We start from the raw sequence: 19,125 nt of genomic DNA on the forward strand, positions 1-19,125 counted from the left end.
GATGGGGATCGTTTCCGAAGTCTTCGCGGGCAAGCGTTACGCGGTGCTGGGGCTGGCGCGCTCCGGCCTCGCCACGGTCGACACGCTGGCGGCGAGCGGGGCGAGCGTCGTGGCATGGGACAGCCGGGAGGAAGCGCGCGCCGCCGTCGCGGACAAGGCGGAACTGGCCGACCCGGCGGAGATCGACCTCAAGGGCTTCGACGGCGTGGTCGTGTCGCCGGGGGTGCCGCTCAACAAGCATCCCATCGCCATGCAGGCGAAGCTGGCGGGCGTGCCCATCATCGGCGACATCGAACTGTTCGCGCTCGCCCGGCCGACGCTGCCGCCGCACAAGGTCGTCGCCATCACCGGCACCAACGGCAAGTCCACCACCACCGCGCTGATCCATCACATCATCGAGCAGGCGGGCTATCCCGCGCGCATGGGCGGCAATATCGGCCTGCCGATCCTGGGGCAGGAGCCGCTGGAGCCGAACCTCAAGGGCATGGGCGTCTATGTGCTGGAACTGTCGAGCTATCAGATCGACCTGACGCACAGCCTCGATTGCGACGTGGCGGTGCTGCTCAACATCACGCCCGATCATCTGGACCGCTATAATGGCTTCGAGGGCTATGTGGCGTCGAAGGCGCGGCTGTTCGCCATGCAGTCGGCGGGCCATGTGGCGGTGATCGCGACCGAGGACGACCCCAGCCGCGCCATCGCCGCCAAGGCCATCGCCCGCACCGAGGAAGTGAAGGCGGCGGACATCGACCCCGCCGCGCAGGCCGGATGGCCATCGCTGCAAGGGCCGCACAATGCCCAGAACGCCGCCGTTGCCATCGCTGTTGCCCGCGCGCTGGAGATCGACGACGACACGATCTTCAAGGCGCTCGCCAGCTATGCCAGCCTGCCGCACCGGATGCAGGCCGTCCGCACGCTGAACGGCGTCCTTTACGTCAACGACAGCAAGGCGACGAACCCGGCTTCCACCGCGCCCGCGCTCGCCGCCTTTCCGCCGGTGGACGGACGCCCCCGCATCCACTGGATCGTCGGCGGCCTGGCCAAGACCGACAATCTGGACGAGTGCGCGCCGCAGTTCGGTAACGTCGCGGCGGCCTACACCATCGGCGAGGCGGGGCATATGTTCGCCGACCTGCTGCGCCCGCATATGGCGGTGGATGACAGCGAGATGCTAAGCGCCGCCGTCCGCCGCGCGGCGCGGGTGGCACAGCCGGGCGACGTGGTGCTGCTGTCGCCGGCCTGCGCGAGTTTCGACCAGTTCCGCGATTTCGAAGCGCGCGGCGATGCCTTCGCCGCCGCCGTCGCGGCGCTGGAATAGGGTAGAGGGAAGGGCGAACGGGCATGTTCAAGGCAGGGGAACTGGTGAAGGGCTTCAAGTCCCGCACCGTGCCGCGCGAACGCACCGCGCTCGCCATCTGGTTCTGGGAAATCGACCGCGTTCTCCTGTCGCTGATCGTCGCGCTGATGGCGATCGGACTGGTGGCGGTGGCGGCCGCTTCGCCCGTCGCGGCGATCGACCGTTCGACCAGCGCCGTGTCGGTCAACCCGCTCCTCTATTTCTATCGCCAGCTGATGTGGGTCGGGCTGGGGCTGCCGATCATGCTGGTCATTTCCATGCTGCCCCGCACGCAGGCGCGGCGCTTTGCCGTGGTGATGTGCGCGATCTTCGTGCTGGCGCTGCTGCTGGTGCCGGTGCTGGGATCGACCGTCAACGGCGCGAAGCGGTGGATCGACCTGCCCGGTTTCCGTTTCCAGCCGTCGGAATTCCTGAAGCCCGCCTATGTGGTGACGATGGCTTGGCTGCTGTCGCTGCGCGGGCAGGACCAGAGCCTGCCCGTGATTCCGCTGACCGGCGTCATCACCGCCTTCGTCGCGCTCATCCTGATGCGGCAGCCGGATTTCGGGCAGACGGTGATCTTCGCGGCCTGCTGGGGCTGCCTGCTGCTGCTGTCGGGCGTGCCGATGCGCTTCATCGGCGCGATGGCGGGCGCGGGCCTTGCCGGGCTCGTCGCGATGTACATGTTCTATGAGAACGGGCGGCAGCGCATCAACGACTTCCTGGGCATAGGGGTCGATCATTCGGTGGGGCCGGATCAGACCGCCCTTGCCTATCGCACGATCACCCATGGCGGCTTCATGGGCGTGGGGCCGGGCGGCGGGCAGAACAAGTTCCGCCTGCCCGAAGCGCATACCGACTATATCTTTTCGGTCATCGGGGAAGAGTTCGGCCTGCTCGCCTGCATCGGCATTGCGGTGCTCTACCTCGCCATCGTGGTGCGGGTGCTGCTCAAGCTGCTGGACGAGGAGGATAGTTTCACCATCCTCGCGGCGGCGGGCCTGACCACGCAGTTCGGATTGCAGGCGATCATCAACATGGGCGTCAATGCCCAGATTTTTCCGTCCAAGGGCATGACCCTGCCCTTTATCAGCTATGGCGGCTCCTCTATGCTGGCGCTTTGCATCGGGGTCGGCCTGCTGCTCGCCTTCACCAGGCGCAATCCCTTCATGGGCCGGCACACCGTCGTCAAATGGAGTGGCCGATGAGCATTTCCCGACACTTCGTCCTCGCCGCCGGCGGGACGGGCGGTCATATGATTCCCGCCCATGCCGTCGCGGAGGAACTGATGGCGCGCGGCCATCATGTCGCGCTGGTGACGGACGAGCGCGGCGCGAAGATCCCCGGCATCTTCGACAAGGCGCAGGTCCATGTGCTGCCCGCGGGCCGCATGACCAGCAACCCGAAAAGCTGGCCCGGCGCGCTCAAGGCCATCCTGGCGGGCCGCGCGATGGCGCGCCGCTTGAACGAGACGTTCCGGCCGACCGCCGTGGTGGGCTTTGGCGGCTATCCGGCCATGCCCGCGCTGCTGGGCGCGCTGGCGGACGGCATTCCCACCGCCATCCATGAGCAGAACGCGGTGCTGGGCCGCGTGAACCGCCTGCTCGCGGGCCGGGTCGATGCGATCGCGACGGCCTATCCGCTGGTGGAGCGGCTCAAGGACAAATATGCTGACAGGGTGCACCTGATCGGCAATCCGGTGCGCGAAGAGATCAAGGCTCTGCGGGAAGAGGAATTTCCCGCGCTGACCGACGAAAGCGTGTTCCGCGTGCTGGTCATCGGCGGCAGCCAGGGCGCGACGATCCTTTCCAGCGTGGTGCCCGATGGCCTGGGCATGTTGCCGCTGAGCCTGCGCCGCCGCCTGCAAGTGACACAGCAATGCCGGGCGGAGGATATCGAGCGGGTCCGCAAGCTCTACGCCGACCTTGAAATTCCGGCGGACCTTGCGACCTATTTCAACGATGTGCCCGAAAAGCTGGGCTGGTCGCATCTGGTGATCGCGCGGGCGGGTGCTTCGACGCTGGCGGAGCTGACCTGCGCGGGGCGTCCGGCGATCCTCGTCCCGCTGCCGAGCGCGATGGACGACCATCAGACCGCCAATGCGCGCGAGATGACCGAGGCGGGCGGCGCGCGCACCATCCCGCAGGCGCGCTTCACCGCCGTCGAACTCGCCAAGCAGATGCAGAAGATGGCGATGGAGCCGGGCGCGCTCCAGAACGCCGCCAAGCGCGCCCGCGCCTGCGGCCGTCCCGACGCGGCCCGCGACATGGCGGACCTGCTGGAAAGCATCGGTCCCGCGCCCATCGTCAACGATCCTGTCCGCGTCGGCCCGCCGCCGACCAGCCTCAATCTCCAGGGAGTTCCCGCATGAAGGGTGTCGGCACCGACATCGGCACGATCCATTTCATCGGCATCGGCGGCATCGGCATGTCCGGCATCGCCGAGGTGATGCATAATCTGGGCTACAAGGTTCAGGGGTCGGACGTGGCGGAAGGCTATGTCGTGGAGGGCCTGCGCCAGAAGGGCATCCCCGTGATGATCGGCCACAAGGCGGAAAATCTGGGCGACGCCGCCGTGGTCGTCACCTCCACCGCGATCAAGCGCGGCAATCCCGAAGTCGAACTGGCGCTGGAAACCCGCGTCCCCGTCATCCGCCGCGCGGAGATGCTGGCGGAACTGATGCGGTTGAAGTCCACCGTCGCCGTCGCGGGCACCCATGGCAAGACGACCACCACGTCGATGGTCGCGGCGCTGCTGGATGCGGGCGGCGTCGATCCCACCGTCATCAACGGCGGCATCATCAACAGCTACGGTTCCAACGCGCGGCTGGGCAACAGCGAGTGGATGGTGGTGGAGGCCGACGAGAGCGACGGCAGCTTCCTGCGCCTCGACGGCACGATCGCGGTCGTCACCAATATCGACCCGGAGCATCTCGACCATTATGGCAGCTTCGACAAGGTGAAGGACGCCTTCGTCGAGTTCGTCGAGAACGTGCCCTTCTACGGCGCGGCGATGGTCTGCCTCGATCATCCGGAGGTGCAGGCGATCCTGCCCCGCGTGCAGGACCGGCGCATCGTCACCTACGGCTTTTCCGCGCAGGCCGACATTCGCGGCGAGAATGTGCAGCCCATCCCCGGCGGCAATCGTTTCGACGTGCAGATCCGCGAACGCGACGGATCGGCCCGCCGGATCGAGGGAATCGAAATGCCGATGCCCGGCCGCCACAATGTCCTCAACGCCATGGCCGCCATCGGCGTGGCGCTGCACATGGGGATCGACGACGCGATCATCCGCACCGGCTTCGCCAAGTTCGGCGGGGTCAAGCGCCGCTTCACCAAGGTCGGGGAAATCCCGGCCGGCCAAAAAAACGGGCAAATCGGCGTCGCGACCGTCATCGACGATTATGGCCATCATCCCGTCGAAATCCGCGCCGTGCTCGCCGCCGCGCGCGAAGGGGCGAAGGGCCGCGTCATCGCCGTGGTCCAGCCGCACCGCTTCACCCGCCTGCGCGATCTGATGGATGAGTTTCAGCAGGCGTTCAATGATGCCGACATCGTCTATGCCGCGCCCGTCTATCCCGCCGGAGAGCAGCCGATCGAGGGCGTCGACAGCGCCGCGCTGGTCGAAGGATTGAAGCGCCGGGGTCATCGCGCCGTTTCCACCATCGAAGGGCCGGACGACCTCGCCCGCCTGATCGCGGCGGATTGCCGGGCCGACGACATGATCATCTGCCTCGGCGCGGGCGACATCACCAAATGGGCGGCGGGCCTGGCATCGGCCGTCTCTGCAAGGGAAGCCGCCTGATGCTCGAACTGTTCGCCATCGGGTTTGAGATGCACAAGCGCGTGATCGACATGCACCGGCAAGGCGTGGAAGCCGCGCGCGATATGGGGGCGGCGATGGCGCGGGACGTGGAGACCGCGTTGGCGGCGCGACCGGCGGAGGCAGGCATGGAAGCCGTGACGGGATGGCTGCGCCTGTGGGGCGTGCGCGGTTGACGATGCTCGCTCCGTCCCTTCCCTCCGTGCGCGGCGCGCTCAAGGCCGATGCGCCGCTGGCTCCGCTCGTCTGGTTCAAGGCGGGCGGCGCGGCGCAATGGCTGTTCGAGCCGAAGGATGCCGACGATCTGTCCGCTTTCCTCCGCGCTCTCGACCCGGCCGTTCCGGTGATGGCGCTCGGCCTCGGCTCCAACCTCATCGTGCGCGATGGCGGCGTTCCGGGCGTGGTCGTGCGATTGGGCAAGCCCTTCGCGACAGTCGAGCCGGTGGACGCCACCGCTTTGCGCTGCGGCGGCGGGGCGTCGGGCATCCTCGTGTCCTCCACCGCGCGCGACGCGGGCATAGCGGGGCTGGAGTTCCTGCGCTCGATCCCCGGCACGGTGGGCGGCTTCGTGCGGATGAACGGCGGCGCCTATGGCCGCGAGACATGCGACATTCTCGTGGAGTGCGAGGTCGTGCTGCGGTCGGGCGAGCGCGTCACGCTGCCCCTCGATGCGCTGGGCTATACCTATCGCCACAGCACGCTGCCCGAAGGCGCGGTCGTGGTGAGCGCTCTCTTTCGCGGCATTCCCGGCGAACCGGCGGCGATCCAGGCGGAGATGGACCGCATCGCCGCCGCGCGCGAGGAAAGCCAGCCGTTGCGCAGCAAGACCGGCGGATCGACCTTCAAGAATCCGGACGGGCACAAGGCATGGGCGCTGGTCGATGAAGCCGGATGCCGTGGCCTGAAACTGGGCGGCGCGCAGGTGTCGGAGAAGCACACCAACTTCCTCCTCAACCTCGGCGACGCCACCAGCGCGGACATAGAGGCGCTGGGCGAGGAAGTCCGCCGCCGCGTCCGGGAAAAGAGCGGCATCGAACTGGAGTGGGAAATACAACGCGTGGGGTTGCACAAATGAGCCGGGGTCCGTGGCATGTCGCCGTCCTGATGGGCGGCTGGTCGGCGGAGCGGTCCGTCTCGCTGTCGAGCGGGGAGGGTGTCGCCAGGGCGCTGGAATCGCGCGGGCACAGGGTCACGCGGATCGACATGGACCGCGACGTCGCGCTACGTTTGGCCGAAACGAAGCCCGATGTCGTCTTCAATGCGCTCCATGGCGTTCCGGGGGAGGATGGCACGGTGCAGGGGATGATGGACCTGATGGGCCTCACCTACACCCATTCGGGCCTCGCGACGTCGGTCATCGCCATCGACAAGCAACTGACCAAGCAGGCGCTGGTCCCTCACGGCATCCCCATGCCCGGCGGGCAGGTGGTGAAGAGCGAAAGCCTGTTCGCGGGCGACCCGCTGCCGCGTCCCTATGTGGTGAAGCCGGTCAATGAAGGCAGTTCCGTCGGCGTCGCCATCGTGACGCAGGGCGGCAATTATGGCTCGCCCATCGGCCGCGATGTCGAAGGGCCTTGGCTGCATTTCGAGGAGCTGCTGGCCGAACCCTATATTCGCGGGCGGGAACTCACCACCGCCGTGCTGGGCGAGGAAGCGCTGCTGGTCACGGAATTGCAGCCCAAGAGCGGCTTCTACGACTTCGACGCCAAATATACCGACGGCATGACCGAGCATGTCTGTCCCGCCGACATTCCCGACGACATCGCGCAGGCGTGCAAGGCGATATCGCTCCGCGCCCACAAGCTGCTGGGCTGCAAGGGGGCGTCCCGTTCCGACTTCCGCTGGGACGACACGCGGGGTATCGACGGACTGTTCCTGCTGGAAGTCAACACGCAACCGGGCATGACGCCGCTCAGCCTCGTGCCCGAACAGGCGGCCAGGCTGGGCATCGAATATGCGGAACTGGTCGAACGGATCGTCGAGGATGCGCTGAAAGAGGGGCCGGAAATGGGGGCATCGCATGGCTGAGGCACGGATAAGGCGCGGCGGCACCGCGCGCCTCACCCGGACAACATCGAAGGGACGTGGGCGTCAGCCCCGGCGGTCGTCCCGCATCGACCGCCTGATCGCGGCGCTGCCCATCAGCGAGGCGACGGTGCAGCGCATGGCGAGCTGGGCCATTGTCGGCATCGCGCTGGCGCTGGCGGGCGGGGTCGCCATCATGTTCGGCCTGCCCGGCATGGCGCGGCAGGGCGCGGCGGACCTCGCCGCCCGCGCGGGCTTCGAGGTCGAGAAGGTCGAGGTGCGCGGCGTCGAGCGCATGGACGAAATGCCCGTCTACAATATCGCGCTGGGGCAGGTGGACCGTTCCATGCTCTCGCTGGACCTGCCCAGGGTGCGCGAGGAGATGCTGGGGCTCGGCTGGGTCAAGGATGCGCGCATTTCCCGTCGCCTGCCCGATACCCTCGTGGTCGACATCGTCGAGCGCGAGCCGGTCGCGGTGTGGCAGAATGCGGGCCGCCTGCAACTGATCGACGTGGCGGGCGTGGTGCTTCAGCCGGTGTCGCCCGGCGCGATGCCCGACCTGCCGCTGGTGGTGGGACCGAACGCCAATCTCCAGACGGCGGGCCTCAACAAGCTGATGGAGAATGCGCCTGCCTTGAAGCCGATGCTGGCGGGCGCGACATGGGTGGGCAATCGCCGCTGGGACCTGCGTTTCCAGTCGGGCGAGACGCTTTCCCTGCCCGAAGGGGACAAGGATTCCGCCTCCGCTCTCGTCAATTTCGCGCGGATGGATGGGGTGAACCGCTTGCTGGGCCGGGGCATCGTGAAGTTCGACATGCGCGATCCCGACCGCTTCGTCCTGCGCCTGCCCCAGGGCCTGGCGCAGGACAAGCCGGACGTGCCGGCCGACAAGCCCGCCCCGGACGCGGAGGGATAAGGCGCCATGGCCCAGCCCAAGGTCGAAAAGCTCGTCACCGCGATCGACATCGGATCGTGGAAGGTGTCCGCGCTGATCGCGGGGCGGACCGAGACGGGCGAACTGACCATATTGGGCACGGGCCAGCGCGAAAGCCGGGGCGTGCGGCGCGGCTTCATCGCCGACATGGAGCGCACCGAACTCGCCGTGCGCGAAACCGTGGAGCAGGCCGAACGGGTCGCGGGCACCAATATCGAGGATGTGTGGGTCAGCTTTTCCGGCGGCAGCCTCGTCAGCGACGTGGTGACGGTGGAGCGCGACATGGGCGGCTATCGCGTCGAGCAGGCCGACATCGACGATTTGCTCGCGACCGGCCAGCAGGGGATCGACCCGGACGGCCGCGTGGTGCTCCATGCCCAGCCGACCTGCTTCACCATCAACGGCAAGGTGCCGGTCAAGAAGCCGCTGGGAATGCATGCCGACCTGCTCGGCGTCGACATCCATGTCGTGCTGGCCGACGGCGCGCCGCTCGCCAATCTCGACCTGTGCGTCCGGGGCGCCTATCTCAACGTCAATTCCATCGTCGCCTCGCCCATCGCGACGGGCTTTGCCTGCCTCTCCGAAGAAGAGCGCGACCTGGGCGTCGCGCTGGTGGAACTGGGTGCGGGCGTCACCAATGTCTCGCTCTATGCGGGGGGCATGCTGGTGGGGCTGCACTCCATCCCCATCGGCGCCTCGGACATCACCGACGACATTGCCTCGGCCTTCGGCATCCGCCGCAGCCAGGCCGAGCGGATCAAATGCTTCTACGGATCGGCGATGCAGAACCGCCGCGACTTCCGCGAGATGATCGAGATCGCGACGCCCCATGGCGATGTCGCCATTCCGGGGCAGAACGCCGGACCCAATGCGGAAGGGGGCAAGATCACCCGCGCCGCGCTGGTGGGCGTGATCTGCGAACGGCTGAACCAGATCATGGTGGAGGTCAACAGCGCCCTCGCGGGCATGGGCTTCAACACGCCGACCGGGCGGCAGGTGGTGCTGACGGGCGGTGGCGCGGAAATGAAGGGCATCGCCGATTATGCGCAGGGCGCGCTGGGCCGCGCCGTCCGCATCGGCCGCCCGCGCGGCATCGCTGCCCTGCCCGAAGCGCATGGCGGCCCGGCCTTCGCGACTTTGGCGGGGCTCGCGCTCTACGGCGCTTCCAACCCGGTTGATCTAAGGGCGATGGCGCCCGCGCCGCAGACCGTGCATCGTCTCACCGCACCCCAGTGGTGGCAGCGGATGATGCGGGCGATGAAGACCAATTATTGATGGAATCGGGAATCGGACGAAATTATCTGGTGAAATACGCGAATTTCTGTTGCATTAACCTTTCAGGTCAGTTTCGCTTCACGTCGCCGAAGCTGGAGGGAGCTAGAATTTATGAGCATTGAGATCAGCCCGCCGCATGTGGACGAGTTGAAGCCACGCATCGCGGTGATCGGCGTCGGCGGCGCGGGCGGCAACGCCATCGCGAACATGATCGCCGCCAGTGTCGAGGGCGTGGATTTCATCGTCGCCAACACCGACGCGCAGGCGCTGAACGCCTCTCCGGCGGAACGGCGCATCCAGCTTGGCCCGCAGATCACCGAAGGGCTGGGCGCGGGATCGCGTCCCGAAATCGGCAAGGCGGCCGCTGAGGAAACCATCACGTCGGTCGAGCAGGCGCTGGAAGGCGCGCATATGTGCTTCATCGCGGCGGGCATGGGCGGCGGCACCGGCACCGGCGCGGCCCCCGTCATCGCCAAGGCGGCGCGCGACAAGGGCATCCTCACGGTCGGGGTGGTGACCAAGCCTTTCACCTTCGAAGGCAACCGCCGCATGAAATCGGCGGAATCGGGCATCGAGGAACTGCAAAAGCATGTCGATACCCTGATCGTCATCCCGAACCAAAATCTGTTCCTGATCGCGAACCCCAACACCACCTTCAAGGAAGCCTTCCAGATGGCGGACGAGGTGTTGCAGCAGGGCGTGCGCGGCATCACCGACCTGATGGTCATGCCCGGCCTCATCAACCTCGACTTTGCGGACGTGCGCTCCGTGATGGGGGAAATGGGCAAGGCGATGATGGGCACCGGCGAAGCGGAAGGCGACGGCCGCGCGCTCCAGGCGGCGGAAAAGGCGATCGCCAACCCGCTGCTCGACGGCGTATCGATGCGCGGGGCGAAGGGCGTCATCGTGTCCATCGTCGGTGGCGACGACATGCGCCTGATGGAAGTGGACGAAGCCGCCAACCATATCCGCGAACTGGTGGACCCGGACGCGAACATCATCTGGGGATCGGCGTTCAACGACGGCCTCAACGGCAAGATCCGCGTGTCGGTCGTGGCGACCGGCATCGATAGCGAAGCCACGCAGGGCGCCACGCCCCTGACCCAGCCGTTCAGCTTCGCCAGCCGCCCGTCCGTGGCAGTGCCGTCGAGCGCGCCCAGGCCTGCCGCGCCGGCACAGCCCACCGCCGCGCCGGCCGCGGAAGAAGAGCCCGAAACGCTGGAACTGGACGTGCCCGCAGCACCCGCGCCCGCGCCGCTGACGCCGCCGGTCGAGGATAAGGCCGTGCCTGATTCCGCTCCCGCGCCGCTTCGTCCGGCGGCCGTTTTCTCGGACGAGAATCCGGACGAGGACGAACTGCTGCTGGGCGCGGAAAGCGCCGAGGAAGCGGCTCCCGCCGCTGCGCCGGAACCGCCGCAGCCCGCTCCCCGCGTGGCGACGGGCGGGACGCTGTTCGAGCGGATGGCGGGCCTGACGCGCGGCGCGGACAAGGCGCCCGCCGCGGACGATGGCAAGGGCGCGGACATTCCCCGCTTCCTCAATCGCCAGAGCAACCAATAAGACAAGAAGGGCGCGGAGCGATCCGCGCCCTTCTTCCGCGCGTCGTCGATCCCCCGGACCGATCCGGCGCGCTTTCTTCCACGGGCAATTTCCCATTCCTGCCGCGATCCGCTAAGGGGTCCGTGTGACACGATATCATCCATGGATTCTGGCCTCTCTCCTGCTGGCGGGAGCGGCCCACGCCCAGTCCGATCAGGCGCAACTGACCCGCCCTGCCGGCGCTGCCGAGCTCAATTCGCACCTGTCGCGTCTTGCCGACAATCCGCGCGACGTCATGTCTTTGATCGGCGCGGGGGAAGCCGCGCTGGAACTGGACGATCCCCGCGCGGCGGCGGGCTTCTTCGCCCGGGCCGAAGCGGTCCAGCCCAGTAACGGCCGAATCAAGGCCGGGCTGGGCCGCGTGATGCTGAAGATGCAGAACCCGGCCGAAGCGCTGCGCCAGTTCGATCAGGCGGCGCGCCTGGGCTACCCCGATAGCGGTTTCCTGTCCGACCGCGCCCTGGCCCGCGATCTCACCGGCGACCAGGCGGGCGCGCAACGGGATTATCAGGCCGCGTTGCAGAAAGCGCCGGACGACCCGGAACTGATCCGCCGCTATGCCGCGTCGCTGGGCATATCGGGACAGATCGAGGCATCGGACAAGGTGCTCCAGCCGTTGCTCTACAAGAGCGATCGCGCCGCATGGCGGTATCGCGCCTTCATCCTGGCGATGAACAACAGGCAGGCGGACGCGAAGAAGATTGCGGAGCAGACCATGCCCGCGCAACTGGCGAGCGCCCTCACGCCCTATATGCAGAAAATGCCTTATCTGACGGCCGCGCAGAAGGCGGCGGCGGTGCATTTCGGGCATTTCCCGACCAATGTCGGCACGCGCATCGCGGCGGTGACCCCGACCGCGCCGCCGCCCTCCGCCGCCGCATCGGCAACCGCCGCGCCCGTTGCGGCCACCCCGGCGCCTTCGGCCGCGCGGGAGGGCCGCCGGTCGCGCGGCGCGGATCGCGGCGCGGCAAGAGTGGCGCAGGCCACGGCCAATCCCGCACCGGCCGCTTCGTCTCCCGCGCCCGCCCCGACGCCCTCCGCGCCGATGGCGGACCCGTATCGCTCGCCCCCTTCGACGGCCGTCGCGGCGTCACAGCCGCCCGCGCCGCAGACCCAGGCACAGCAGGCCCAGACACAGCAGGTCCAGACACAGCAGGTCCAGACACAGCAGGTCCGGCCGCAGCAGACCCCGCAGCCGCAGCCCGTTCCCTCCCGTCCTATGGTCGCTCCCGCGCAGCCCGCGCCTCAGCCTCAGCCTCGGCAGGTGCAGGCTACGCCGCCATCCGTGCGTCAGGCCGAAGTCGCGCCGCCGCCAGCCTCTCCGTCGGGCAGCGTGCAGGGACCGCCAGCGCCGGGCTTCGAATCCACGCAGGTCGCGCGTGCCCCGGCGGCGGCTCCGGCGCAGCAGGCCCATCCCGGCCCATCCGCCCCGCCGGCGCGCGCGCCGGCCGCGACGGTTCAAATGGCCGTTCCCGCCACGCAAGCCGCCGCAGCCGCGCCAGCGCCACGACCCGATCCCCACGCGACGCGGACGCTGGCGGACATCATCCACGCCATCGACGTGCCGGAATCGGAGATGAAGCCCAGCGTCGCGCCGGTCGATCTGGCCGAGGTCGCCGCCTTGCAGGCCGCCCGCCGCGCCGAGCGCGAAGCCGCCGCGGACAAGGCGAAGAAGGCCGCCGCCGCCAAGGCCAAGGCCGAAGCGGACGCCAAGGCGAAGAAGGAAGCGGCCGAAAAGAAGCGGCTGGCCGACAATCCCGCCCGTAGCTGGGTCCAGATCGGCACCGGATCGGACAAGGGGGCGCTGGCCTTCACCTTGCGGAACCTTCGCAAGAAATATGAGGAGGTCGCGCCGCAGGATGGATGGACGGCATCGTGGGGCCGCACCAATCGCCTGCTGATCGGCCCCTTTCCCAGCTTCACGCGCGCCAGGGCGGTGGAATCCAAGCTCAAGGGCGCGGGCGCGGATGCCTTCGCCTGGCAAAGCGGCGCGGGCGAGGTGGTCGAGCGGATCGGCGGCAAATAAGCGCGCGGCCATGACGACGCTTGCTTCCTACGCCTCCCATCCCGGCCGGAGCCGGGGCCGGTTCCATCCCGAGCCGGGCGGCGAAGTGCGGGGCCCGCGCGACATGTTCCAGCGCGACCGCGACCGCATCATCCATTCCATCTCCTTCCGCCGCCTGCGCCACAAGACGCAGGTGTTCGTATCGCCCGACGGCGATCATTTCCGCGTCCGCCTGACCCACAGCCTGGAAGTCGCGCAGATCGGCCGCACCACCGCCCGCACGCTGGGCCTGAACGAGGATCTGACCGAGGCGCTGTGCCTGGCCCATGACATCGGCCACCCGCCCTTCGGCCATGCGGGCGAGGACGCGCTGGAAGCGGCGCTGGAGGATCAGGGCGGCTTCGACCACAACGCCCATACGCTGCGCACGCTGATGCTGCTGGAAAGCCCCTATCCGCTGTTCCGGGGCCTCAATCTCAGTTGGGAAATGCTGGAGGGGCTGGCCAAGCATAACGGTCCCGTCGACCGTCCGGGCTGGGCCATGCGGGAAGTCGACGCGCTCTTCCCGCTCGATCTTGCCAGCCATGCCTCGCTGGAGGCGCAGCTCGCGGCGATTTCGGACGACATCGCCTATGACAATCACGATATCGACGACGGATTGCGCGCGGGGCTGCTGACGCTGGACCAGTTGCTGACGGTGCCGCTGGTCAAGAGTTGCTGGGACAGGGTGCGCGCCCGCTATCCCGATGTGCCGGAGGACAGGCTGCTGCGCGAACTGGTGCGCGAGCAGATCGGCGTGATGGCGAACGACCTGATCGCCGCGACCCGCGCCAATATCGCGGCGTCGGGCGTCGGGACGGTGGAGGATGTGCGGCAAGCCGGACAGGCGCTGGTCGGCTTCTCCCCCGAACTCGCCGCGCAGGAGCGGGAACTCAAGCGCTTCATGTATGCCGCGCTCTACCACCATCCCGAACAGCTTGCCGCCGCCGAGCGGGCGCGGGTGATCGTCACCGACCTGTTCCGCGCCTATCATGACCGGCCCGGCCTGATGCCTTCCGAATGGCGGGACGATTGCGCGCTGGATGAACCGCAGCGCAGCCGCCACATCGCCGATTTCATCGCGGGCATGACGGATCGCTACGCCGAAAAGCGGCATGCGGAAATATATGGCGAGACCGTTTTTACCTGAACCGTCTCCAAAGGGCGATTGACGGCGCCCATCCATTTGCGCCATGCGGGTCTCGTCTCCGGTGCCGAGGATTCGGCGCAGGGCATGATGCGGGAGAGCATGGCGGGCCTTTGAGGCCAGACGCCGTCGCCGAAGGAGCAACCGCCCCGGAATCTCTCAGGCTTAAAGGACCGCATCATGGGCAGGCACTCTGGAAAGCGGACAGGCAGGCGCCTGTCCCACCGAAGGGGTAAGCCATCCGGTCGAAAGACCTGTGGTCAAAGCTCTCAGGTTCCGTGACAGAGGGGGTGGCAAGCGCGCTGGGGGCCTGAGTCTCTTTTGCGCCTGTCGCCAGAACTCCATCACGGAAAGGCCGCCCCATGACCGGCAAGGACGATATCGCCACCCTCGAAGAGGAACTGCCGCCCGGCGAATTGCCGCTCGACGCCTGGCACCGCGCGCAGGGCGCCCGCATGGTGGTCTTCGCGGGCTATCACATGCCGATCCAGTATGAAGGCATCATGGCCGAACATGCATGGGTGCGCGAACATGCGGGCCTGTTCGATGTCAGCCACATGGGCCAGCTCGGCTTTTCCGGCGAGGGCGTGGACGACGCGCTGGAGCAGCTGCTGCCCAGCGACATCAAGGGGCTGAAACCCTTCCGCCAGCGCTATTCGATGCTGCTGGACGAGGAAGGCGGCATCCTCGACGACCTGATGGTGACGCGGCTGGGCGGCGGCGCCTTCGATGGCGCGGACATCTACATGGTCGTCAACGGCGCGACCAAATATGACGATATCGGCTGGATGATCGAGCATCTGCCCGACGAAGTCACCATGAACCATATGGACGAGCAGGCCCTGCTGGCCTTGCAGGGGCCGGAGGCGGGCGAGGCGCTCGCATCCCTCGTCCCGGAGACGGCGGACCTCTATTTCATGCAGTCCGGCCCTTTCGCATGGCGCGGCGTGCCGCTGTGGATCAGCCGGTCGGGCTATACCGGTGAGGACGGTTTCGAGATCAGCCTTCCCGCCGAACATGCGAAGCTGCTGGCCGATGCGCTGGTCGCCCTACCGCAGGTCAAGCCCATCGGCCTTGGCGCGCGCGATTCGCTGCGGCTGGAGGCGGGGCTGCCGCTTTACGGGCACGACCTCGACCCGCGCGTCAGCGCGATCGGGGCCGATCTGGGCTTCGCGATCCAGAAGCGCCGCCGCGAGGAAGGCGGCTTTTTCGGCCATGCCCGCGTGCTGAAGGAACTGGCCGACGGCCCCGGCAGCAAGCGCGTGGGTTTCCGGATCGACGGCCGCCTCCCCGCGCGGGAAGGCGCGCCCGTCTATGCGGGCGACGTGATGGTGGGCGAAGTCACCTCCGGCGGCTTTGCGCCGACCGTCGGCGCGCCCATCGCGATGGGCTGGGTCAGCCTGCCGCACAGCGCGCCCGGCACGGCGCTGGAGATCGAAGTCAGGGGCAAGCGCATCGCCGCGGCCGTTGCGCCGATGCCGTTCGTGCCGCACCGTTACCGCCGCCGGAAACCGGCCTGAATTTTCGTGGGGAGTTGAATCATGAGCCGCTATTTTACCGACGAGCATGAATGGATCGATGTCGAAGGCGAAATCGCCACGGTCGGCATCACGGACTATGCGCAGGAACAGTTGGGCGACATCGTGTTCGTCGAACTGCCCGCCGAAGGCACGACCTTTGGAAAGGGCGACGATGCGGCCGTCGTGGAATCGGTGAAGGCCGCTTCCGATGTCTACGCGCCGCTGTCCGGCGAGGTCGTGGAAACCAACGGCGCGCTGGAGGATGAGCCCGCGCTCGTCAACAGCGACCCGGAAGAGGACGGATGGTTCTTCAAGCTGCGCGTCGCCGATGCCGGCGAGCTGGACGGCCTGATGAACGAAGCGGCCTACAAGAAGTTCGTCGCGAGCCTGTGAGCAACATGGCCCCTCCCCATGCAAGGGGGAGGGGGGAGAATTGGACGATGCGCTACCTACCCCTCACCGACAGCGACCGGCGGGAGATGCTCTCCGTCATCGGCGCGGCCAGCGTGGACGATCTGTTCGTCGACGTGCCCGCCGAGGCCCGCCTGAGCGGCACGATTCCGGGCCTGCCCGACCATGCCGGCGAACTGGCGGTCGAACGCCATATGGCGAAGCTGGCGCGGCAGAATCTGTCGGCGGGGGAAGCGCCCTTTTTCCTGGGCGCGGGCGCATACCGCCACCATGTCCCCGCCAGCGTCGACCACCTGATCCAGCGCGGCGAGTTCCTGACCGCCTACACGCCCTATCAGCCGGAAATCGCGCAGGGCACGCTTCAGGTGCTGTTCGAATTCCAGACGCAGGTCGCCCGCCTCCTGGGCTGCGACGTCGCCAACGCCTCCATGTATGACGGCTCGACCGCCTGCTGGGAAGCGATCGGCATGGCCCGCCGCATCACCAAGCGCGGCAAGGCGCTGCTCTCCTCGGGCCTGCATCCGCATTATGTCTCGGTCGCGCAGACGATGGCGAAGTTCACCGGCGACCTGCTGGTCCACGATGCGCCGAAGCTCGACGCCGCGATGGACATCGACGCCCTGATCGCCGCCATCGACCAGGATACGAACTGCGTCGTCGTCCAATATCCCGACATCCTCGGCCGCATCGCCGACCTGGCCCCGCTGGCTGACGCCGCGCATGAAGCGGGCGCTTTGCTGGTCGCGGTCGTGACCGAGCCGGTCGCGCTGGGAGCCATTGCCGCGCCCGGCCATATGGGCGCGGACATCGTGGTGGGCGAGGGGCAGTCGATCGGCGTCGGCCTGCAATTTGGCGGCCCCTATCTGGGCCTTTTCGGCTGCAAGCAGAAATATGTCCGCCAGATGCCCGGACGCCTGTGCGGCGAGACGGTGGACGCGGCGGGCCAGCGTGGCTTCGTGCTGACCCTCTCCACCCGCGAACAGCATATCCGCCGGGAAAAGGCGACCTCCAACATCTGCACCAATTCCGGCCTGTGCGCGCTGGCGTTCAGCATCCACATGACGCTGCTGGGCGAAAAGGGACTGCGTGACCTCGCGGCGCTCAACCATGGCCTTGCCGCGCAGGCGGCGGATCGCCTGGCGCAGGTGCCGGGCGTCGCATTGCTCAACGACGCCTTCTTCAACGAATTCACGCTGATCCTTTCCAGGGACGCCCGCGCAGTCGTCCGCAACCTTGCCGACAGGGGCGTGCTGGGCGGCGTATCGCTGGGCCGCCTGTTCCCGGGCGCGCCGGAAATCGCCAAAGGCCTTGTCGTCGCGGTCACCGAAACGGTGACGGCGCAGGACATCGAAACATTCGCCAAGGCGCTGGAGGAGGAACTGGCATGACCATGCTCAAGGAAGGCCGCCCCACCGCGCCGCAGGCCGCCGCGCAGGGCCATATGGCTCCCGCGACCGCCACGGGCAACCGCGCCCTGATGCTGGAAGAGCCGCTGATCTTCGAGATCGGGTCGCCCGACACCACCGGCGTCGATTTCGCGGAGGCGCCGAAGGTCGCGAGCCGCCTCGGCCACCTCGCGCGCCAGGACGCCATCGGCCTGCCGGGCCTGTCCGAACAGGAAACCGTGCGCCACTATACGCGCCTGAGCCGCCAGAACTACGCCATCGACCTTGGCCTGTTCCCGCTCGGCAGCTGCACGATGAAGCATAACCCGCGCCTCAACGAAAAAGTCGCGCGGATGCCCGGCTTTGCCGACATTCATCCCTTGCAGCCGCAATCGACCGTCCAGGGCGCGCTGGCGGTCATCAACCAACTCGCCTTCTGGCTGATCGACCTGACGGGCATGTATGGCGTCGCGATGACGCCCAAGGCGGGCGCGCATGGCGAACTTTGCGGCCTGCTCTGCATCCGCGCGGCGCTTGAGGCGCGCGGCGACGCCCGGCAGGTCGTGCTGGTGCCCGAGAGCGCGCACGGCACCAATCCCGCGACGGCCGCGTTCTGCGGCTACAAGGTGGAGGACATTCCGGCGACCCCCGATGGGCGCGTCGATTTGGCGGCGCTCAAGGCGCGGCTGGGGCCTGACGTGGCGGCGGTGATGATCACCAACCCCAACACCTGCGGCCTGTTCGAGCGCGACATGAAGACGATCTCGGACGCGGTCCATGCCGCCGGAGCCTTCGTCTATTGCGACGGGGCGAACTTCAATGCCATCGTCGGGCGGGTCCGCCCCGGCGACCTCGGCGTCGATGCCATGCACATCAACCTGCACAAGACCTTCTCGACCCCTCATGGCGGCGGCGGTCCCGGCTCCGGTCCGGTGGTGCTGTCCGAAGCGCTCGCACCCTTCGGGCCGCTCCCCTACACCGCGCGCATGGCGGACGGCACCATCCACCTCATCGAGGAGGATAATGTCGGCGAGGAAATGCCGCGAAGCTTCGGCCGCATGAGCGCCTTCCACGGCCAGATGGGCATGTTCACCCGCGCGCTGGCCTATATTCTGAGCCACGGCGCGGACGGCTTGCGCCAGGCAAGCGGGGATGCCGTGCTCAACGCCAACTATATCCTGCGCAGTCTGGAGGATGTGCTCGACGCGCCTTTCGGCGGCAGCGGCCCCTGCATGCATGAGGCGCTGTTCAGCGACAAGGGCCTTGCCGAAGGCTTCACCACGCTCGACATCGCCAAGGGGCTGATCGACGAAGGCTTCCACCCGATGACCATGTACTTCCCGCTGGTCGTCCATGGCGCGATGCTGATCGAGCCGACCGAGACGGAAAGCAAGGCGGCGCTCGACCAGTTCATCATGGCGCTGCGCAGCCTGGCCGAACGGGCGAAAGCGGGGGATGAGGCATTGAAGGGCGCGCCCTATCATGCGCCCCGCCGCCGCCTCGACGAAACGCTCGCCGCCCGCAAGCCGGTGCTGGTGTGGAGCGAAGCGGAACTACCCCAGGCCGCGGAATGAAGCGGAGGCCGGCGCTGCGGAAACGCGGTTCCGGCCTCACATGGACGGCGGCC

General features: G+C 67.8%; 16 protein-coding genes and 1 riboswitch. All 16 genes read left to right on the top strand.

The features are described from left to right. The first annotated feature begins 1 nt into the window (after position 1). The 16 genes from murD to gcvPB all read left to right on the top strand — a co-directional run bounded on the left by murD (position 2) and on the right by gcvPB (position 19,072). Complete coding sequence (gene murD, locus SCLO_RS16535; protein ID WP_066518306.1) at positions 2-1,318, top strand: UDP-N-acetylmuramoyl-L-alanine--D-glutamate ligase; 1,317 nt, start codon at positions 2-4, stop codon at positions 1,316-1,318. A gap of 23 nt (positions 1,319-1,341) precedes the next feature. Continuing rightward, complete coding sequence (gene ftsW / locus SCLO_RS16540) at positions 1,342-2,544, top strand: putative lipid II flippase FtsW (protein ID WP_066518304.1); 1,203 nt, start codon at positions 1,342-1,344, stop codon at positions 2,542-2,544. Then, the gene (gene murG / locus SCLO_RS16545; protein WP_066518296.1) at positions 2,541-3,707 is read left to right on the top strand and encodes an undecaprenyldiphospho-muramoylpentapeptide beta-N-acetylglucosaminyltransferase; all 1,167 of its coding nucleotides are present in this window, start codon (positions 2,541-2,543) and stop codon (positions 3,705-3,707) included. Before ftsW ends, murG begins: the two co-directional genes overlap by 4 nt. Then, positions 3,704-5,140 carry a UDP-N-acetylmuramate--L-alanine ligase gene (gene murC, locus SCLO_RS16550; RefSeq protein ID WP_066518289.1) on the top strand — a complete coding sequence of 479 codons (1,437 nt, stop codon included), beginning with the start codon at positions 3,704-3,706 and terminating at the stop codon, positions 5,138-5,140. Before murG ends, murC begins: the two co-directional genes overlap by 4 nt. Further along, positions 5,140-5,334 (top strand): hypothetical protein, encoded by a 195-nt coding sequence (locus SCLO_RS16555; protein WP_066518287.1) that lies wholly within the window; start codon positions 5,140-5,142, stop codon positions 5,332-5,334. Before murC ends, SCLO_RS16555 begins: the two co-directional genes overlap by 1 nt. After that, positions 5,304-6,233: a UDP-N-acetylmuramate dehydrogenase gene (murB, locus tag SCLO_RS16560; protein ID WP_174521967.1), complete on the top strand. Its 930-nt coding sequence runs from the start codon at positions 5,304-5,306 to the stop codon at positions 6,231-6,233. The genes SCLO_RS16555 and murB overlap by 31 nt, the downstream gene beginning before the upstream one ends. Then, positions 6,230-7,186, top strand: coding sequence for a D-alanine--D-alanine ligase (locus SCLO_RS16565; RefSeq protein WP_066518282.1), 957 nt, complete (start codon positions 6,230-6,232; stop codon positions 7,184-7,186). Before murB ends, SCLO_RS16565 begins: the two co-directional genes overlap by 4 nt. Then, positions 7,179-8,099, top strand: coding sequence for a cell division protein FtsQ/DivIB (locus SCLO_RS16570; RefSeq protein ID WP_066518279.1), 921 nt, complete (start codon positions 7,179-7,181; stop codon positions 8,097-8,099). Before SCLO_RS16565 ends, SCLO_RS16570 begins: the two co-directional genes overlap by 8 nt. 6 nt (positions 8,100-8,105) lie before the next feature. After that, on the top strand, positions 8,106-9,392 hold the full coding sequence (ftsA, locus tag SCLO_RS16575; RefSeq protein ID WP_066518277.1) for a cell division protein FtsA: 1,287 nt from the start codon (positions 8,106-8,108) through the stop codon (positions 9,390-9,392). A gap of 111 nt (positions 9,393-9,503) precedes the next feature. Next, on the top strand, positions 9,504-10,952 hold the full coding sequence (gene ftsZ / locus SCLO_RS16580) for a cell division protein FtsZ (RefSeq protein WP_066518275.1): 1,449 nt from the start codon (positions 9,504-9,506) through the stop codon (positions 10,950-10,952). 124 nt (positions 10,953-11,076) lie between these two features. Then, positions 11,077-13,017 (top strand): SPOR domain-containing protein, encoded by a 1,941-nt coding sequence (locus SCLO_RS16585; protein WP_066518272.1) that lies wholly within the window; start codon positions 11,077-11,079, stop codon positions 13,015-13,017. Positions 13,018-13,027: 10 nt separating this feature from the next. Next, positions 13,028-14,185, top strand: a complete 1,158-nt coding sequence (locus SCLO_RS16590; protein ID WP_066518269.1) for a deoxyguanosinetriphosphate triphosphohydrolase — start codon at positions 13,028-13,030, stop codon at positions 14,183-14,185. A gap of 80 nt (positions 14,186-14,265) precedes the next feature. Then, positions 14,266-14,368, top strand: a riboswitch (glycine riboswitch). A 176-nt stretch (positions 14,369-14,544) separates the two neighbouring features. Further along, positions 14,545-15,702, top strand: a complete 1,158-nt coding sequence (gene gcvT / locus SCLO_RS16595; protein WP_066518267.1) for a glycine cleavage system aminomethyltransferase GcvT — start codon at positions 14,545-14,547, stop codon at positions 15,700-15,702. A 21-nt stretch (positions 15,703-15,723) separates the two neighbouring features. After that, positions 15,724-16,095, top strand: coding sequence for a glycine cleavage system protein GcvH (gene gcvH, locus SCLO_RS16600; protein WP_066518265.1), 372 nt, complete (start codon positions 15,724-15,726; stop codon positions 16,093-16,095). A 47-nt stretch (positions 16,096-16,142) separates the two neighbouring features. Then, positions 16,143-17,501: an aminomethyl-transferring glycine dehydrogenase subunit GcvPA gene (gene gcvPA / locus SCLO_RS16605; RefSeq protein WP_066518262.1), complete on the top strand. Its 1,359-nt coding sequence runs from the start codon at positions 16,143-16,145 to the stop codon at positions 17,499-17,501. Further along, positions 17,498-19,072 (top strand): aminomethyl-transferring glycine dehydrogenase subunit GcvPB, encoded by a 1,575-nt coding sequence (gene gcvPB, locus SCLO_RS16610; RefSeq protein ID WP_066518259.1) that lies wholly within the window; start codon positions 17,498-17,500, stop codon positions 19,070-19,072. The genes gcvPA and gcvPB overlap by 4 nt, the downstream gene beginning before the upstream one ends. Positions 19,073-19,125 lie beyond the last annotated feature (53 nt).

It is taken from the genome of Sphingobium cloacae (assembly GCF_002355855.1).
GTDB lineage: Bacteria > Pseudomonadota > Alphaproteobacteria > Sphingomonadales > Sphingomonadaceae > Sphingobium > Sphingobium cloacae.

Coding starts and splice junctions, on each gene's coding strand:
- murD (WP_066518306.1), top strand. CDS start 2: ATGGGGATCGTTTCCGAAGTCTTCGCGGGCAAGCGTTACGCGGTGCTG.
- ftsW (WP_066518304.1), top strand. CDS start 1,342: ATGTTCAAGGCAGGGGAACTGGTGAAGGGCTTCAAGTCCCGCACCGTG.
- murG (WP_066518296.1), top strand. CDS start 2,541: ATGAGCATTTCCCGACACTTCGTCCTCGCCGCCGGCGGGACGGGCGGT.
- murC (WP_066518289.1), top strand. CDS start 3,704: ATGAAGGGTGTCGGCACCGACATCGGCACGATCCATTTCATCGGCATC.
- SCLO_RS16555 (WP_066518287.1), top strand. CDS start 5,140: ATGCTCGAACTGTTCGCCATCGGGTTTGAGATGCACAAGCGCGTGATC.
- murB (WP_174521967.1), top strand. CDS start 5,304: ATGGCTGCGCCTGTGGGGCGTGCGCGGTTGACGATGCTCGCTCCGTCC.
- SCLO_RS16565 (WP_066518282.1), top strand. CDS start 6,230: ATGAGCCGGGGTCCGTGGCATGTCGCCGTCCTGATGGGCGGCTGGTCG.
- SCLO_RS16570 (WP_066518279.1), top strand. CDS start 7,179: ATGGCTGAGGCACGGATAAGGCGCGGCGGCACCGCGCGCCTCACCCGG.
- ftsA (WP_066518277.1), top strand. CDS start 8,106: ATGGCCCAGCCCAAGGTCGAAAAGCTCGTCACCGCGATCGACATCGGA.
- ftsZ (WP_066518275.1), top strand. CDS start 9,504: ATGAGCATTGAGATCAGCCCGCCGCATGTGGACGAGTTGAAGCCACGC.
- SCLO_RS16590 (WP_066518269.1), top strand. CDS start 13,028: ATGACGACGCTTGCTTCCTACGCCTCCCATCCCGGCCGGAGCCGGGGC.
- gcvT (WP_066518267.1), top strand. CDS start 14,545: ATGACCGGCAAGGACGATATCGCCACCCTCGAAGAGGAACTGCCGCCC.
- gcvH (WP_066518265.1), top strand. CDS start 15,724: ATGAGCCGCTATTTTACCGACGAGCATGAATGGATCGATGTCGAAGGC.
- gcvPA (WP_066518262.1), top strand. CDS start 16,143: ATGCGCTACCTACCCCTCACCGACAGCGACCGGCGGGAGATGCTCTCC.
- gcvPB (WP_066518259.1), top strand. CDS start 17,498: ATGACCATGCTCAAGGAAGGCCGCCCCACCGCGCCGCAGGCCGCCGCG.